Here is a 16,914-nt window from a genome sequence, read left to right on the forward strand (position 1 = left end):
CTATTATCCCGCGCCGAAGCTGACCAGACAGTCGCCGCTTTGTCGTCGTCCTCTTTCGGGGGGAGACGGGCAAAGGGGAGGAAAGTCCGGGCTCCATAGGGCAGGGTGCCAGGTAACGCCTGGGGGGCGCAAGCCTACGACCAGTGCAACAGAGAGCAAACCGCCGATGGCCCAGTAATGGGATCAGGTAAGGGTGAAAGGGTGCGGTAAGAGCGCACCGCGCGGCTGGCAACAGTTCGTGGCACGGTAAACTCCACCCGGAGCAAGGCCAAATAGGGGTTCACAAGGTACGGCCCGTACTGAACCCGGGTAGGCTGCTTGAGCCAGTGAGCGATTGCTGGCCTAGATGAATGACTGTCCACGACAGAACCCGGCTTATCGGTCAGTTTCGACTTTTTTAAACACAAAACCCGCTTCGGCGGGTTTTGTGTTTTCTGGGGCTTGTGCGCGCTGGCCCTCATCCTAACCTTCTCCCGCAGGCGGGAGAAGAGACCGATCGAGCGATCTTTCAAACCGCAATAAACAGTTCCCTCTCCCTCTGGGAGAGGGTTAGGGTGAGGGAATACACACACTTTTAATTAAACGCCTCCACGTAAAGAAATGAAAATCCCTGAAAACATTACTGCCGCTATGCCAGAATAAGCGCGTGTTTAACTACTGAGGACAAATTTAATCCACACTGACGAGAAGCAACAACGTGGATAAGTTGTAATTTTATGGACAAAATGTTTGCGTCAAATAAGGCTTCACTCTCCTCCTCTCTCTCTGAATCAAACTGCTCAATCTGCGATCAGCACTGGCGCTTCGCGCTTTAGTTCCGTTCTCTCCTATTCTGACTTTTTAATTTAACTTTGCTAACACGCCTATTTTCACGTGGGTGGCGTTTATTTCTCGTTCAGGAGAGAAATCATGCTGTATTGGATTTTATTAGCGCTGGCGATCGCCGCGGAAATTATTGGCACCGTCTCAATGAAATGGGCCAGCGTAAACGGTGGCAACGCCGGTTATATTTTTATGCTGGTGATGATCGCACTTTCTTATATTTGTTTATCCTTCGCCATTAAACGTATTGCCCTTGGCGTGGCGTATGCCATGTGGGAAGGCATTGGCATTCTGTTTATTACGCTGTTTAGCGTGCTGTTGTTCGATGAAGCCTTATCCGCCATCAAAGTAGCCGGCCTGCTGACGCTGATCCTCGGCATTGTCCTGATCAAATCCGGCACGCTGAGCCGCAAGGAGCTGCGCCATGGCAACGTTTAACTGGCTGCATATCGCATGGCTGGCGCTGGCCATTGGCCTGGAGATCGTCGCCAATATCTTCCTGAAATACTCCAACGGTTTCCGCCGTCCACTGTTTGGCGTGTTATCGCTGGTGGCGGTGCTGGCGGCGTTCAGTGCGCTGGCGCAGGCGGTGAAAGGCATTGATTTGACGGTAGCCTACGCGTTATGGGGCGGGCTGGGATTGGTCGCCACCGTGGCGGCAGGCTGGATTCTGTTTGGCCAGCGTCTGAGTCGGGTTGGCTGGCTGGGCGTGGGATTGTTGTTGGTCGGTATGGTGCTGATTAAGTTTGCCTAGAGTACCCTCTCCACGTTGGGAGAGGGTAAGAGCATCAACCCCGGCCGTGTGGCTCATCCCAGTCAAAGGCTGGACCCAGCGAGATCACGCCGCTTGGGTTGATGGTTTTGTGGCTGCAGTAGTAGTGATGGCGAATGTGCGGCAAATTAACCGTGTCAGCGATGCCTGGCATCTGATAGATGTCGCGCAGGAAGCCGCTCAGATTACGGTAATCACTGATGCGGTGACGATCGCACTTAAAGTGGGTTACGTAGACCGGATCGAAGCGCACCAGCGTGGTCCACAAGCGTAAATCCGCTTCGGTCAGTTGGTCGCCAGTAAGATAGCGATGTTGGCCAAGAATCTGTTCGAGACGCGCTAACGAATGGAACAGCGACGTTACCGATTCATCGTACGCCGCCTGCGAAGTGGCAAAACCGCTTTTATACACGCCATTGTTGACCGTGTCGTAAACCCAACTGTTCACTTCATCAATCTTGTCGCGCAGCTCCGCCGGATAATAGTCACCCGCGCGGGCACCTTGCGCATCAAAAGCGCTGTTGAGCATGCGCATGATGTCGGCGGATTCATTACTAACGATGGTTTGCTGGGTTTTATCCCACAGCACTGGCACGGTCACACGGCCGGAATAGTGCGCATCGGCGTGCAGATAGATCTGATAGAGAAACTCTTTTTGATACAACGCATCGCCGGTGGCATCAGGGAAACTGGCGTCAAAGGTCCAGCCGTTCTCCAGCATCAGCGGATGCACCACCGAAACCGAAATCATCTCCTCCAATCCCTTGAGTTTAAGCATTAACAGCGTGCGATGCGCCCACGGGCAGGCAAGCGAGACGTAAAGATGATAGCGACCACGCTCAGCGCCGAAGCCCGCTTTGCCGGTTGGACCGGCGCTGCCATCGGCGGTAACCCAGTTACGCCAGACGGCTTCAGTGCGCTTGAAGCGGCCACCGGTTGACTTCGTATCGTACCATGTATCATGCCATACACCGTCAATCAGCTGTCCCATAAGCCCTCCATAATAAAAAGGGGCGAGGAAAATCCCCGCCCCTGCAATTCAGTATATGTGTTCTCTAACGCTTGTGCTGCTTAGCGTGCGGTCGCTGGCTGAACGCGCTGACGAATCAGTCGGTCAATGCTGTAAGCGCCTGGACCTACCAGACCCAACACCAGGAAGCCACCGGCGATGGAGAGGTTTTTCATGAACATCAGCTGGTTAACACCTTCCGCGAAGTTGCTGTGGAACAGGAACGCGGTCAGCAGAGTAAAGCCAGCGGTGAACAGGGCGGTAAAGCGCGTCAGGAAACCGAACAGAATCGCCAGGCCGCCACCGAACTCCAGCAGAATAACCAGCGGCAGCAGGAAGCCTGGGACGCCCATTGCCTGCATGTATTGTGCGGTACCGGCGTAACCGGTGATTTTGCCCCAGCCTGCGGTGATAAACAGAATGGTCATTAGTACGCGTGCTACCAGCAGGCCTGAGTCTTCGAATTTTTTCATCATCTACTCCAACAAGGTTTTTGTTGCAGGTTGTTGGCCTGCGGGTTTTGAATCCCCTTGAACCGGTTGTTTCAGTTCACTGGGCTGATGGAGGGAGATGATAATCGCAGGTTGAAAGAGTTGTAAGCGAGATAAACTGTCAATGTTGTTCAGTAAATTTGAGGGGGAGTAAAACCGAATCAATTCGATCCGGTTTTAGAGAGAGAAGCTAGCGGGTATTTAAAGTCGATTTGATCATGCGCCAGGTGCTCCAGACGCCGAAACCGCGCTTGGCCCAGCGCAGCAGACGATTGGGGCTGCGAATCGACCAAATGGCCAATGCACTGCTGCCAATCGCCAGATAACGACGCATGCCAATGATGGTTAACCAGCCGCGATCGTACTGCGCGGTGCTGGTCAGCCAGTCGCGGCTGTCGGCGCTGAGGTCAAGCCGCTGCTGCTGCACCTGATTGAGCAGTTCGTGAATGCGTGCTTCACGTTCGCGGCGGCTCATGAGCGATGCTCCTCCAGCAGTTTGCGATCGGTATCCAGCTCTTTACGCGTATGGCGCAACAACGTTGACTGACGCGATTTGTATAACGTCCACAAACCGAAGATGAGCGCCAGAGCAAATAGCACCGCCGTAGTGATGGCAATCGCCATCAAGCGATATTGTGCGTCCACCGCCCAGATGATCAACACCATCAGGCTCATGAGACCGAAAGCGGTAAACAGCATAGTAAGGCCCACCATCATCAGCATCTGAATCAGGTTGGCCTTTTCCTCTTCCAGTTCCACAATTGCCAGTCTGACGCGCGTCTCGACCATGCTAACCAGCGTGGTAACGACCCGTTGACCGATGTTAAAGACCCCTTTGCCGGGGCCGTGGCTTTGCTGACTATCACTCATCATTAACGCCGTGAGATTAAAATGCCGATGAGAATACCTACCGCTGCACCGATACCCACACCGTGCCACGGATTGTCGCGCACGTATTCGTCCGCTTTTTCCGCTGCTTCACGCGTGGTTTGTGCAATACGTTCGCCGGAATCGCCGAGACGTTCACGGGAGCTTTCAATAGCGCCGCGCGCTTTATGACGCAGTTTATCCAGCTCACCTTTGGATTTATCTGCTGAGCTGCTCAGCACTTCTTCCAGGGTATCAACCAGATTTTTCAATTCAGCGCGCAGATGTTCAGATGTTGTTTCTTTAGCCATGGAAATCTCCTTTTACAGCATTGAGTTAAGTCCGATTAATAAGGTTCAGCTTCAAGCTTTTTCAGTTCGTGCTGCGCATCGAGCAGCTTACGTTCGCGCTTCTCAATTTTGTCCTTGTCGCCATCCTGACGCTCTTCTTTCAGCTCACGCTCACGTTCGGCGATTTTGTGCTTCTGCTCAGCGATGCGTTCGCTATGTGCAGATTTCAGCTTCTCATCGGTGCAGCCTGCGCGGACTTCGGTCAACGCGCGCTCCAGCCCGGTAACGCGGCGCTGGTTGTCGTGCTGTTTCGCCATATCGATCTCGCGTTGAATATCCTGCTCTTTCTGTTGGCAGAGCGATTCAGCCGCCAGCAGCGAACCCGAGAGTGAAAAAAGAATAGCACCTAGCAGTAATTGATGTTTCATCAGGTTGTGACCTTCCATTGTTGATGACCTGCCCGAGAGCAGACAGGAGAAGCTTCCCAGCATGTCTTAGGCTTACGCTATCTCTAAGGATAGACAGCAGACGAAAAAATTCAAAGAAGACGCGGGGATAGCGAGGATTAGCTCACCGCCTGGCTTAACGTCAGGCGGTGAAATTTAGCTAAAAATTGGGCGACTGGCGTCAGGATATTGCTGCGAAGCCTGCGGGCCAGCGGCGACGACAAAGCCTTGTGGCAACAGGCGCTTCAACACTTTTTGCGCCGCCAGGCTCTGTTCTTCATTCTCAAAATGAATCACCAGCGCATCGCCGGAGGGCGTAATACTTTTGATACGCACGCCCTGCGCAGAAAGTTGCTGATAAAGATAAAAACCATCGGGCAGATTGGTGCCGCTGTTGGCGACGCGGATCTGCACCACGGTTTCATGCTGCATCAAGGTCGGAATGAAACAGATCGCCAGCAGCGCCAACGCGCCACCCAGCGCCCAAGGCAGGAAACGCCTTGGGAATCCACGGAATGTGATCATGACTGTGAATTCCCGCTACGCGCTGACTGACGTTTACGCCAAATCACCACTAAAGAACCGACCAGGCCAATCACCAGCAGCACCAGCGGCAGCAGCATCAGGCACAACATCAGCTCATCTTCGTAACGACGAAAAATCGGCGTTTTACCCAGCGCGAAGCCCAGCACGGTAAGGATCAGCACCCACAGGAAGCCACTGACCCAGTTGAAGAACTGGAAGCGCGCATTACTCAGGCCAGAAAGTCCGGCGATGGTAGGGAGCAAGGTGCGAACGAAGGCAATAAAGCGACCCACCAGCAGTGCAGACAAGCCATGCCGATGGAACAGCCGATGGGCGCGTTGATGATATTGCGCGGGCAAGTGTGAAAGCCATTTTTGCACGGTAGGCGTATTACCGAGCCAGCGGCCCTGAATGTAGCTCACCCAGCAGCCGAGGCTGGCGCCAGTGGTCAGAATCAGCAGCGTCAGCGGGAAACCCATGGTGCCTTTAGCAATCAAAACGCCGACCAAAATCAGTAAACTATCGCCCGGCAGAAAGGCGGCGGGCAGCAATCCATTTTCCAGAAACAGAATCATGAACAACACGCCATAAATGGCCCAAACCAACGTCGGGTCGGAGAGCATTTCGTAATCCTGCTGCCACAAGGCATGCAGCAATGCTTGCAAAATATCCATCAATCATTCCTGAACATCATTGTTAAACGTGCCCGTGAGGGGCTTAGGCGCAGACTGGCGTTGGTTATACATTTTAGATAAGCAGCCTGAGCAGGAGTTTCCGGATCCTTCCAGAATTGATTGTTAAATCAGCGACTTTTTAAAGCCCTGTCGCAAAGGGTAATAAAAGGGCGATAACTGTAACAAAAATAACGTTATCCAGACAGGGGAAAGTGCCTGCCGCACAGGAGTTTTACCTTTAGACGCAGGTGGTCCAAAGGAGCTTTACATGAGCTGACACTATTGCAGACTAACTGACTTTTTCAGCAACAAAACGCCTGAAAAATAAGCAGGATCAGCGTGGATTTTCGCTACCTTCAGGCAGGATGACCGGATTTTCAGCAAACATGTAACGATCAACGTTAAATTCGAAATCATCGGTGGTGGCGTTAAACAGCATCTGCTTAGTATTTTCCAGATGTTGCCACATTGCCAGCTTACTGGCGGCGGGATCTTTGCGGATCAGGGCTTTGAGAATCTGGTCGTGATCGTCACACCAGCTGGTGATATTTTTGGCATCAATATGTTCGTGCAGCTTTAACCAGTAAGGATTGTGCAGACGGTGCAGCCACATCTTCTCGACAATCGCTGCTAAGGCGCTGTTCTGCGTCGATTGCGCAATGCGCACGTGAAACTCCATATCCCACGCCGAATCGCGCGAATGATCTTCCTGACGCGCTTTCTCCTGAATTGCCATCAATGCCACGATATCCTGGCGTGTCACCTGCGTGGCGGCAAACTCAGCCACGTTGCTTTCAATCAACTGGCGCGCCTGCAATAACTCGAAGGGGCCGAAATTAGCGAACTCCAGCTGGCTGGACGTTACCACGCGGTTCTGTTGCTGGCTGCTGATGACGTGAATGCCGGAACCTTTCCGCACCTCCACGTAACCTTCCACTTCCAGCATGATGATCGCTTCACGCACCACGGTACGGCTCACCTGCATCTCCTCCGCAATCAGACGCTCGGCAGGCAGTTTGTCGCCGACCCGATACTCGGCAGCTTCAATGCGGCGTTTGAGTTCGCTGGCGAGTTGTTGATAGAGGCGTCGTGATTCGGTCAGGTCCATTGCGCGGTCCGCTGTGGGAGAAAGTTGAGTTGTTATACCACTTCAGCCGCACAGAGGAAATGGGCTGGCCGATGCCAGCCCGGAAAGGTTAGGTGCGCACTGCAGCGGACTGCACCGCAGGCTGATCGTCGAGTTCAGAAACCGGCTGGTTTTTCAGCACCGTCCAGATAACCACCGCGCCTAGCAGATCAAACACCGCCAGCGCCGCGAACAGCGGGCTGAAGCCCAGCGTATCGGCCAGCGCACCGACCACCAACGCAAACAGGGTGCTCGCCGTCCAGGCCGCCATGCCGGTTAAGCCGTTGGCGGTAGCCACTTCGTTACGGCCAAATACATCCGAAGAGAGCGTGATCAGCGCGCCTGAAAGCGCCTGATGGGCAAAACCACCGACGCACAACAACCCAATCGCCACATACGGGCTGGTGAACAACCCGATGGTGCCTGGCGCAATCATTAACACCGCGCCCATGGTCACCACCAGTTTGCGTGAGACGATGAGATTGACGCCAAACCAGCGCTGAAACAGCGGCGGCAAGTAGCCACCGACGATGCAGCCGAGATCGGCGAACAACATCGGCATCCAGGCAAACATGGCGATCTCTTTCAGGTTGAAGCCGTACACCTTAAACATAAACAACGGGATCCACGCGTTAAACGTTCCCCACGCGGGTTCGGCGAGGAAACGCGGCAGCGCAATGCCCCAGAACTGGCGATTGCGCAGGATCTGGCGTGCCGACATCTTCTTATTATTACCGGTTTGATGCTGCAACTCCTGGCCGGCAATGATGTAGTGACGCTCCTCATCGCTCAGCTTGGTTTGTTGTTTAGGATGCTTATAAAACACCAGCCAGCAGAGGGCCCACACCATGCTCAGCACGCCAGTAATAATGAACGCCATTTGCCAGCTGTGCGCCATGATCGCCCACACCACCAGCGGCGGAGCCAGCATTGCGCCAATTGACGAGCCCACGTTGAAATAGCCCACCGCCACCGAACGCTCTTTGGCAGGGAACCATTCGCTACTGGCTTTCAGGCCTGCGGGAATCATTGCTGCTTCGGCGGCACCCACCGCGCCGCGTGCCAGCGCAAAGCCGCCCCAACTGCCCGCCATCGCGGTTGCCGCACAGAAGATTGCCCACAGCACGGCAAACACTGCATAACCAATTTTGGTGCCGAGCATGTCCAGCACATAACCGGCTACCGGCTGCATGATGGTGTAGCACGCCGAGTAGGCGGCGACGATATAAGAATATTGTTGCGTGGTGATACCCAACTGCGTTTCCAGCGTGGGCGCAGCGACGGCAATGGTATTGCGCGTCAGGTAACCGAGCACGGTGCCCAGCGTCACCAGCCCAATCATGTACCAGCGTAGCCCTTTGATCTTACGCATTATTAACCTCGTCCAGTCTGTCGTTGCGGTTTACCGCTGTAGTTATCTGGAGCGGGAAGACGTGAACAATGCTGTTCACTCCCGCAGTTCCTTGCCTGTGCCATTAATCCCGTTAGCAACGGAGCGAGAGGTTAACTTGTTATACCGCTTTAAAAGTTGAATGCCATCACATAAACCTTGCGGCCAGTGTGTGTTAGGGCGAAAGATCGTTAAAACAGCCATTTAACGCATTATCCGCAACAAAATCGTCCATATACCCACAGTGAAACTGTCATTATTGTGAGTCGGATCGCAAACAATTTTGCATTTCGTTTAAATTGGTATGATAACTTTTAGTTAAAAGCCATCTGGCTACAAAATGAGGAAGCAGGTATGTCGCGTTTTATGAGTGAGGATTTTCTACTCGACACCGAGTTCGCCCGTCGTCTGTACCACGACTACGCTAAAGACCAGCCGATTTTCGACTATCACTGTCACTTACCGCCGCAGCAGATTGCCGATAATTACCGCTTCACCAACCTCTATGACATCTGGCTGAAAGGCGATCACTACAAATGGCGTGCGATGCGCGCTAACGGCGTGCCGGAAGCGTTATGCACCGGCGATGCCAGCGATCGTGAGAAATTTAACGCCTGGGCGCGTACCGTGCCGCATACCATCGGCAATCCGCTCTATCACTGGACGCACCTCGAATTGCGCCGCCCTTTTGGCATCACCGATGTGCTGCTGAATGAGCAGAGCGCAGATCGCATCTGGCAGCAGTGTAATGAACTGCTGGCGCAGGACACCTTCAGCGCGCGCGGCATCATGCAGCAGATGAAGGTGAAAATGGTCGGCACCACCGACGATCCGCTTGACGACTTACAGCATCACCGCAAGCTGGCGCAGGACAGCAGCTTTGACGTCAAAGTGCTGCCGAGCTGGCGTCCGGACAAAGCCTTTAACATTGAGCTGGAGAGTTTCCTGCCGTGGATTCAGCGCTTAGCGCAGGTCGCGGATGTTAACGTGCAGCGCTTTGACGATCTGCGCCGCGCCTTAAGCCAGCGACTCGATCACTTCGCCGCGCATGGCTGCAAAATTTCCGATCACGCGCTGGATGTGGTGGTGTTTGCGGAAGCGGATGACGCCACTCTGGATGGCATTCTGGCGCGCCGACTGCAAGGTGCAGCGCCTTCCGCTGAAGAGACGGCCCAGTTTAAAACTGCTGTGCTGGTGTGGCTCGGCAGCGAATATGCGCGTCGCGGCTGGGCGCAGCAGTATCACATTGGCGCGCTGCGCAACGCTAATCACCGCCAGTTCGATATCCTCGGGCCGGATGTAGGCTTCGATTCGATTAACGATGCGCCGTTGGCGATTCCGCTGGCGCGTCTGCTGGATGCGCAGAACCGCAATAACGCGCTGCCCAAAACCATTCTTTACTGCCTCAACCCGCGCGACAACGAAGTGCTGGCGACCATGGCAGGCAATTTCCAGGGTGAAGGCGAACCCGGCAAGATGCAGTTTGGTTCGGCGTGGTGGTTTAACGATCAGCTGGATGGCATGCAGCGGCAGATGACGCAGCTGGCGCAAATCGGCCTGCTGAGCCGCTTTGTCGGCATGCTAACCGACAGCCGCAGCTTCCTCTCTTACACGCGTCATGAATATTTCCGTCGTTTGCTGTGCCAGATGATCGGCAATTGGGTGGCGCGGGGCGAAGCGCCTGAAGACGAGGCGTTGTTAGGGCAGATGGTACAGAACATCAGTTTCAACAATGCGCGCGATTACTTCGGCATTGAGCTGGGAGCCTGATAATGCAGCGACTCAACCGTCACGATTTTCCTGGCGCACACTACAGCGAGCGCGTTATCCAGTTTGGTGAAGGCAACTTCCTGCGCGCCTTTATCGACTGGCAGCTCGACTGGCTCAATCAGCATCACAATACCGATGCGGGCGTGGTGGTGGTGCGGCCGCGCAACCGTGTGGTGGAAGAGACGCTGAATCAGCAAGATGGCTTATACACCACGCTGATTCGCGGGCTGAATGCGGCGGGCGAACAGGTGAGTGAAGCCCGCCTGATCCGCAGCGTGAATCGTGAAATCCAGCCGTATCAGCAGTTTGATGCATTTCTCGCGCTGGCACGCGCACCGCAGATGCGCTTTGTCTTCTCCAATACCACAGAAGCCGGCATTGCTTTTGCGGAGCAGGATCGGCTGGACGACACGCCCGCCTCATCCTTCCCCGGCAAGCTGACGCAACTGCTGTGGGCGCGCTTCAACCATTTTTCCGGTGCCAGCGATAAAGGTTGGCTGGTGGTGCCCTGTGAACTGATCGATTACAACGGCGACACGCTGCGTGAGCTGGTGCTGCGCTACAGCCAGCATTGGCAGCTGCCGCCGGCGTTTGCCCGCTGGGTGCAGGATCACTGCGCGTTCTACAACACGCTGGTGGATCGTATTGTCACCGGTTATCCCGCGGATAGCGCGGCGATCGAAGCGTCATTAGGCTACGAAGATCGCTATCTGGTGGCGGGCGAAGTCTATTACCAGTTTGTGATTCAGGGACCAAATGCACTGGCGCAGGAGCTGCAGCTGCACACGCTGGCACCGGAAGTGAAGCTGGTGGAGGACATCACACCGTACAAAGCGCAAAAGGTGGCGATCCTTAACGGCGCGCACACCGCGCTGGTGCCGGTGGCATTTCAGGCCGGGCTGGAGAGCGTGGGAGAGGCGATGGATGATGCGCAGATGGCCAGCTTTGTCGATGCGCTGCTGCGCGATGAGGTGATCCCCACGCTGGATCTGCCGCGCGACGAGCTGCACGCCTTTGCCGACGCGGTGCAGCGTCGCTTCCGCAATCCCTTTATCCGCCATGCGTTGCTCTCCATCGCCCTTAACGGCATGACCAAATTCCGCACCCGTTTGCTGCCGCAATTGTTGTTGTCGCAGCAGCAAAACGGGCAATGGCCTGTGCGGCTGAGCTTCGCCTTTGCCGCGTTGCTGGCCTTTTATCGTGGTGCAGAGGGCAAACGTCACTGGCCGCTGCAGGACGACGAACAGTGGCTGCAGCGTTTCGCTGAACTGTGGTCAGCAGTAAATAACGATAAACAGACTCCAGAACAGTTGGTGCGCGCGGTACTCAGCGACGCCAATCACTGGGGCGAAGATCTCACTCAGCAGCCCGGATTAGTGGCTGCGGTCAGCCAACACCTGCAAAACATCATCGTCCACGGGATGCGGACGGCGTTGACACAACTGAGATAACGCTATGCAAGATGCCATTAGAATCCATTCACGCGACAACGTTGCTGTGGCGTTGCGCGATTTGCCAGCCAATACCCAGGTCGAAATCAATCAACAGGCGATCACCTTGCAGCAGGAGGTTGGACGCGGCCATAAGTTTGCGCTGCAGCCTTTAGCCACCGACGCGCTGGTGATCAAATACGGTTTGCCGATCGCGCACGCCACTCAGCCGATTGCGGCCGGCGAGATCATTCACTCCAGCAATGCGCGCACCAACCTAAGCGACGTGGATGAGTACGACTATCAGCCCGATTTTCTCGATCTGCCGCCGCAAGCTGGCGACCGCGACGTGCAGATCTATCGCCGCGCCAGCGGGGAAGTGGGCATCCGTAATGAGTTATGGATCCTGCCCACCGTGGGCTGCGTCAACGGCATCGCGCGGCAAATCCTGACGCGCTTTATGAAAGAGACCAATGACGCCGAAGGCATTGATGGCGTGCATCTGTTCAGCCATCCGTTTGGCTGTTCGCAGCTCGGGCAGGATCACGAGAACACCCGCACCATGTTGCAGAACATGGTGCGCCATCCCAATGCCGGCGCGGTGCTGGTGATTGGGCTTGGCTGCGAGAACAATCAGGTTGATGTGTTTCGTGAAACGCTTGGTGGCTTCGATAGCGATCGCGTGCAGTTCATGGAGTGCCAGAAGCAGGATGATGAAGTGGAAGCGGGGCTGGAACGTCTGCACGAACTCTATCGTGCCATGCGCGCGGATCAACGCCAGCCGGGCAAACTCAGCGAGCTGAAGTTTGGCCTGGAGTGCGGCGGTTCGGATGGTTTTTCCGGCATCACCGCCAATCCTATGCTGGGCTGTTTCTCCGACCAGATAATTGCCAACGGCGGTACCACGGTGCTGACCGAAGTGCCGGAGATGTTTGGCGCAGAGCGCATCCTGATGAGCCGCTGCCGCGATGAAGCCACCTTTGAAAAAACCGTGGCGATGATTAACGACTTCAAGCGCTACTTTATCGATCACCAGCAGCCGATTTATGAGAATCCATCACCCGGCAACAAAGCGGGCGGCATCACCACGCTGGAGGAGAAGTCGCTCGGCTGCACGCAAAAGGCCGGACAAAGTCAGGTGGTGGATGTGCTGAAGTACGGAGAGCGCTTGCATATGCCGGGACTGAATCTGTTAAGTGCGCCGGGCAACGATGCGGTTGCAACCAGCGCGCTGGCGGGCGCTGGCTGTCATATGGTGCTGTTTACCACCGGACGCGGCACGCCGTACGGCGGTTTTGTGCCGACGGTGAAGATCGCCACCAATACGCAGCTCGCCGAGAAGAAGCCGCACTGGATCGATTTTAATGCCGGGCGTTTGCTTGAAGGGATGAGTATGGCGGAGATGCTGGAGGACTTCGTCGATATGATTGTGGCGATTGCCAATGGCCAACCCGCGCGCAACGAAACTAATGATTTTCGCGAGTTAGCCATCTTTAAAAGCGGTGTGACCTTGTAAAACCAGGTCGCCATGAATGGCGACCTATATTCAAAAACCTTACTTTACTCCGACTCCGACACCGTACGACGCGGCTGGCGCTCGGCTTCGGCCTGGCATACGGCCGCGGTAAACAGAATATCCGTCGAGGAGTTCAGCGCGGTCTCGGCAGAATCCTGCAGCACGCCAATAATAAAGCCCACCGCCACTACCTGCATCGCCAAATCATTCGGAATACCAAACATATTGCAGGCTACCGGGATCAGCAGCAGCGAACCGCCGGCCACACCGGATGCACCACAAGCACACAGTGACGCCACCAGACTCAACAGAATGGCGGTTGGAACATCCACCGCAATACCCAGCGTATGTACTGCCGCCAGCGTCAACACGGTGATGGTGATGGATGCGCCAGCCATGCTGATGGTGGCACCCAGCGGGATCGACACGGAATACGTGTCTTCATCCAGATTAAGACGTTTCGCCAGCGCCATATTGACCGGAATGTTAGCCGCTGAACTGCGGGTGAAGAACGCGGTGACGCCACTTTCACGCATGCAGGTAAACACCAGCGGATACGGGTTGCGGCGAATCTTCTGGAACACCAGCATTGGGTTGATTACCAGCGCCATAATCAGCATGCAGCCGAGCAGCAGCGCCAGCAGATTGGCGTATTCCCACAGCGCGTCAAAGCCGGTTGAGGCGAGAATAGAGGCCACCAGACCAAAAATTCCCAGCGGCGCACAGCGGATCACGCAGCGCACGACCCAGGTCGCGGCATTGGACGCGTCATTAAGAAACGCTTTGCTGCTTGGGCTGGCATGACGAAACGCCAGCCCCAATCCCAGCGCCCACACCAAAATACCGATGTAGTTGGCATTCATCAGCGCTTCAATCGGGTTCGACACCATGCTCATCAGCAAGCCGTGCAGCACTTCGGTAATACCCGACGGCGGCGTAATTTGCGTGGCGCCGACGTTCATCGACAGCGTCTGAGGGAACAGATGGCTGAAGATCACCGCCACAACCGCAGCAAAGAACGTGCTGAGCAGATACAGCATGATAATCGGGCGGATATTGGTTTTTTGTCCCTGCTGATGGTTAGCAATCGAAGAGATCACCAGCACCAAAACCAACAGCGGCGCGACGGCTTTTAGCGCGCGCACGAACAGCTCACCCAGCAAGCCAACGGCCAGTGCGGCATCGCGTGAGAACCACGCCAGCGCCACGCCCGCCACCAGGCCGATCATGATTTGTTTTACCAGGCTTCCTGCGAACAGTGCGCCCAGACGTCCAATAAAGTTGTTTTGCATATCACAGTCTTTTTATATTCGCGGTCATGAGTATTGTGCGCGGTTCCACCACGCACAACGGTTTGCCCGGCGGAGTATAAGGAAAAGAGCTTATGAGGAAAGAGATAATTCTGTGCATGCGCAGCAGATCGGTTTTTTGATCTGCTGATGATGGGAAGTGTGACAGATATATAAAAGGTGAAGGTTGCCACTGGCGAAACAAAGCAGGGGCGATTAGCGCCCCTGCAGAAGATTATGGTGAGATCTTCTTCTGGTCGTTTCTGTGGTTTACCCAGGCGTTGATCAGCAGCGTACCGCCGAGAATTACACCCACCACCGTCAGCGAGATGCCGACGGGAATGTGATAGAACTCGACAATCAGCATTTTGATACCGATAAACACCAGCACAATCGCCAGGCCATATTTCAGCATCGAGAAACGCTCCGCCACGTTAGCCAGCAGGAAGTACATGGCGCGCAGGCCAAGAATCGCGAACAGGTTGGAAGTCAGCACAATGAACGGATCGGTGGTCACCGCGAAGATCGCGGGAATGCTGTCCACGGCGAAAATCACATCGCTTAGTTCAACCATGATCAGCACCAGCAGCAGCGGCGTAGCAAACAGCACACCGTTTTTGCGGGTGAAGAACTTCTCGCCGTCCAGACTATCGGTCATGCGCAGATGTTTACGCAGCCAGCGCACCACCGGTTTGTCGCCCACCGTGCTGTCATCTTCCTCTTTCGCCAGCGCCATTTTCAGGCCGGTGAACAGCAGGAAGGCGCCGAACACGTAAAGGATCCAGCTGAACTGAGTAACCAAATAGCTGCCAGCAAAGATCATGATGGTACGCAGCACAATTGCGCCCAATACGCCATAAATCAGCACGCGGCGCTGCAGGTTGGCCGGTACAGCGAAGTAGCTAAACAGCATCAGCCAGACAAAGACGTTATCCACCGCCAGCGCTTTCTCTAAAACGTAGCCAGTGAGGAAAGCGAGGGTTTGCGCGGTGGCGACTTCACGTCCGGCGGTGCCGTCGAGATACCACCAGAAGGCGGCGCTGAACAGCAGTGAAACTGACACCCAAATCAGCGACCAGACCGCTGCTTGTTTGAATGACATGGTCTGTGCGCCGCGTCGGCCCTGTAATAGCAGGTCGATCGCCAGCATGATGAGCACTACGACAGCGAAGCTGCCCCAAAGTAACGGTGTGCCAACTGAGTGCATAGTCGTATCCTTTTCCAGAAATAAAAAAGCGGCTGAAGTCAGAAGACGTCAGCCGCTTTGATCGTGCTGCAAGCAAACCTCGCCTTCCGGCAAGGTCTCACTTACAACTCAGAATAGATTCCGGGTTGCCTGACGACCGGATGCGTAACGCATATTGCGTGGCGCATCGTAATGACGATCAATCAGCGTAGAAGTTACTCCCCTTTGCAGCGCTAAACATACGGAGTTCGATAATCGCTTTCAAGAGGGCTCTGGAAATGTTTTGCAATATTTACACTTCAGTCTGATCCGCCGGGAATACCACGCCGGTCTGGCGACGGATTTCCGTGAGCAGTTGCGCCGTAATACGTGAGTTTTCTAAGGCCGCATGCTCAACTTCACCGGCTTCCACCAATTTGGCGAAGGTTTCGGCTTCATACAGCATGGTATTGATGTGCTGCGGCTGCGTCAGGTTTTGGCTCTCGCCACCGCGCGGGATAAAGCGCAGTTGCTGGCACTCGGAGATCTTTTCAATCACCAGCGATCCCGCTTCGCCCTGAATTTCACTCGGGATCAGTGAATCGCTGACCTTTGAGTGCAGCAGCGTGACATCAAAATCGCCGTAGCCCAGCACCACCACGCCATGCGCATCAACGCCACTTTCCAGCAGGGAAGCTTGCGCCTTGACCTGCTGTGGCGCACCCCATAAGGTGACAGCGGCGGCAAGGCAGTAAAAGCCGATATCCATCATCGAGCCATTCGACCAGCGAGGATTAAAGGTATTCGGGTTCTCGCCATCCAGATAGCGCTGATAACTCGAGGAATACTGGCAATAGTTGATCAAGGCTTTACGCAGTTTGCCCAATTGCGGCAGCGTTTTTTGCAGTTGCAGGAAGGTGGGCAGGCTGGCGGTTTTAAAGGCTTCGAACAGCACCACCTGATGCTGGCGCGCGCAGGCAATCATCGCCTCGGCTTCACGCAGGTTAGACGCCATCGGCTTCTCGCAAATCACATGCTTGCCATGTGACATAAACAGTATCGCCTGTTCACTGTGCAGCGCATTCGGACTGGCGATATACACCGCATCGATCTCACTGCTGGCGGCAAGCTCATCCAGAGAGGTGAAGGTCAGCTTGCAGGGATAATCCACCACAAACGCGTCGGCCTGCTGCTGATTACGCGAATAGACGCCGCTCAGCTTCATTTTGCCGGTTTCATGCGCGGCGTCGATAAACTGGCGGGTAATCCAGTTGGTTCCCACGATGGCGAAACGAATCACGTGCTGCTCTCCTGCTAAAGTAAAACGGCAGA

18 protein-coding genes and 1 other RNA gene are annotated in these 16,914 nt (G+C 55.0%); 6 read left to right on the forward strand and 13 right to left on the reverse strand.

Going from position 1 to position 16,914, the window contains the following annotated elements; all coding sequences use genetic code 11:
- The first annotated feature begins 15 nt into the window (after positions 1-15).
- The 3 genes from rnpB to mdtI all read left to right on the forward strand — a co-directional run bounded on the left by rnpB (position 16) and on the right by mdtI (position 1,576).
- An RNA gene (gene rnpB / locus Q3H59_RS02725) (RNase P RNA component class A) lies at positions 16-394 on the forward strand.
- Between the two features lie 515 nt (positions 395-909).
- Positions 910-1,260, forward strand: coding sequence for a multidrug/spermidine efflux SMR transporter subunit MdtJ (gene mdtJ, locus Q3H59_RS02730; RefSeq protein ID WP_101762902.1), 351 nt, complete (start codon positions 910-912; stop codon positions 1,258-1,260).
- The gene (gene mdtI / locus Q3H59_RS02735) at positions 1,247-1,576 is read left to right on the forward strand and encodes a multidrug/spermidine efflux SMR transporter subunit MdtI (RefSeq protein ID WP_101762903.1); all 330 of its coding nucleotides are present in this window, start codon (positions 1,247-1,249) and stop codon (positions 1,574-1,576) included. Before mdtJ ends, mdtI begins: the two co-directional genes overlap by 14 nt.
- A gap of 34 nt (positions 1,577-1,610) precedes the next feature.
- Here mdtI and Q3H59_RS02740 read toward each other — a convergent pair whose 3' ends face one another.
- From Q3H59_RS02740 to Q3H59_RS02785, 10 genes are all read right to left on the reverse strand, one after another.
- Positions 1,611-2,585, reverse strand: coding sequence for a glutathione S-transferase family protein (locus Q3H59_RS02740; RefSeq protein WP_309833040.1), 975 nt, complete (start codon positions 2,583-2,585; stop codon positions 1,611-1,613).
- 80 nt (positions 2,586-2,665) lie between these two features.
- The gene (locus Q3H59_RS02745) at positions 2,666-3,076 is read right to left on the reverse strand and encodes a DoxX family protein (protein WP_008103518.1); all 411 of its coding nucleotides are present in this window, start codon (positions 3,074-3,076) and stop codon (positions 2,666-2,668) included.
- A gap of 208 nt (positions 3,077-3,284) precedes the next feature.
- Positions 3,285-3,569, reverse strand: coding sequence for a YqjK-like family protein (locus Q3H59_RS02750; protein ID WP_008103516.1), 285 nt, complete (start codon positions 3,567-3,569; stop codon positions 3,285-3,287).
- Positions 3,566-3,964, reverse strand: a complete 399-nt coding sequence (locus tag Q3H59_RS02755) for a phage holin family protein (RefSeq protein WP_192236531.1) — start codon at positions 3,962-3,964, stop codon at positions 3,566-3,568. Before Q3H59_RS02755 ends, Q3H59_RS02750 begins: the two co-directional genes overlap by 4 nt.
- Positions 3,965-3,966: 2 nt before the next feature.
- Positions 3,967-4,272: a YqjD family protein gene (locus tag Q3H59_RS02760; RefSeq protein ID WP_309833042.1), complete on the reverse strand. Its 306-nt coding sequence runs from the start codon at positions 4,270-4,272 to the stop codon at positions 3,967-3,969.
- 35 nt (positions 4,273-4,307) lie between these two features.
- Complete coding sequence (locus Q3H59_RS02765) at positions 4,308-4,679, reverse strand: DUF1090 domain-containing protein (RefSeq protein WP_146001298.1); 372 nt, start codon at positions 4,677-4,679, stop codon at positions 4,308-4,310.
- Between the two features lie 174 nt (positions 4,680-4,853).
- On the reverse strand, positions 4,854-5,222 hold the full coding sequence (gene mzrA / locus Q3H59_RS02770) for an EnvZ/OmpR regulon moderator MzrA (protein WP_222211333.1): 369 nt from the start codon (positions 5,220-5,222) through the stop codon (positions 4,854-4,856).
- A complete protein-coding gene (locus Q3H59_RS02775) occupies positions 5,219-5,896 on the reverse strand; it encodes a DedA family protein (protein ID WP_110867399.1) in 678 nt (225 codons plus the stop codon). Before Q3H59_RS02775 ends, mzrA begins: the two co-directional genes overlap by 4 nt.
- Positions 5,897-6,230: 334 nt before the next feature.
- Positions 6,231-7,004, reverse strand: coding sequence for a transcriptional regulator ExuR (exuR, locus tag Q3H59_RS02780; RefSeq protein WP_192412237.1), 774 nt, complete (start codon positions 7,002-7,004; stop codon positions 6,231-6,233).
- An 88-nt stretch (positions 7,005-7,092) separates the two neighbouring features.
- A complete protein-coding gene (locus Q3H59_RS02785) occupies positions 7,093-8,394 on the reverse strand; it encodes an MFS transporter (RefSeq protein WP_101762910.1) in 1,302 nt (433 codons plus the stop codon).
- Positions 8,395-8,766: 372 nt separating this feature from the next.
- On the opposite strand from Q3H59_RS02785, the gene uxaC reads away from it, so the two are divergent.
- Genes uxaC through Q3H59_RS02800 form a run of 3 tightly spaced genes read left to right on the forward strand, consistent with a single transcriptional unit; the run spans position 8,767 to position 13,128 of the window.
- Complete coding sequence (gene uxaC / locus Q3H59_RS02790) at positions 8,767-10,182, forward strand: glucuronate isomerase (protein ID WP_309833046.1); 1,416 nt, start codon at positions 8,767-8,769, stop codon at positions 10,180-10,182.
- Between the two features lie 2 nt (positions 10,183-10,184).
- Entirely contained in the window at positions 10,185-11,633 is a 1,449-nt protein-coding gene (locus Q3H59_RS02795) for a tagaturonate reductase (protein ID WP_192412233.1), read from the forward strand.
- 4 nt (positions 11,634-11,637) lie between these two features.
- Entirely contained in the window at positions 11,638-13,128 is a 1,491-nt protein-coding gene (locus Q3H59_RS02800) for a UxaA family hydrolase (RefSeq protein ID WP_192412231.1), read from the forward strand.
- A gap of 44 nt (positions 13,129-13,172) precedes the next feature.
- Here the strand turns inward: Q3H59_RS02800 and sstT are convergent, their stop codons facing one another.
- From sstT to Q3H59_RS02815, 3 genes are all read right to left on the reverse strand, one after another.
- Positions 13,173-14,420 (reverse strand): serine/threonine transporter SstT, encoded by a 1,248-nt coding sequence (sstT, locus tag Q3H59_RS02805; protein WP_101762914.1) that lies wholly within the window; start codon positions 14,418-14,420, stop codon positions 13,173-13,175.
- Positions 14,421-14,652: 232 nt separating this feature from the next.
- Positions 14,653-15,624, reverse strand: coding sequence for a TerC family protein (locus Q3H59_RS02810; protein ID WP_008103489.1), 972 nt, complete (start codon positions 15,622-15,624; stop codon positions 14,653-14,655).
- Between the two features lie 271 nt (positions 15,625-15,895).
- Positions 15,896-16,882 carry a Gfo/Idh/MocA family oxidoreductase gene (locus tag Q3H59_RS02815; protein WP_309836609.1) on the reverse strand — a complete coding sequence of 329 codons (987 nt, stop codon included), beginning with the start codon at positions 16,880-16,882 and terminating at the stop codon, positions 15,896-15,898.
- Positions 16,883-16,914: the final 32 nt, after the last annotated feature.

Source organism: Pantoea sp. SORGH_AS_0659, assembly GCF_031453915.1.
Lineage (GTDB): Bacteria > Pseudomonadota > Gammaproteobacteria > Enterobacterales > Enterobacteriaceae > Pantoea > Pantoea leporis.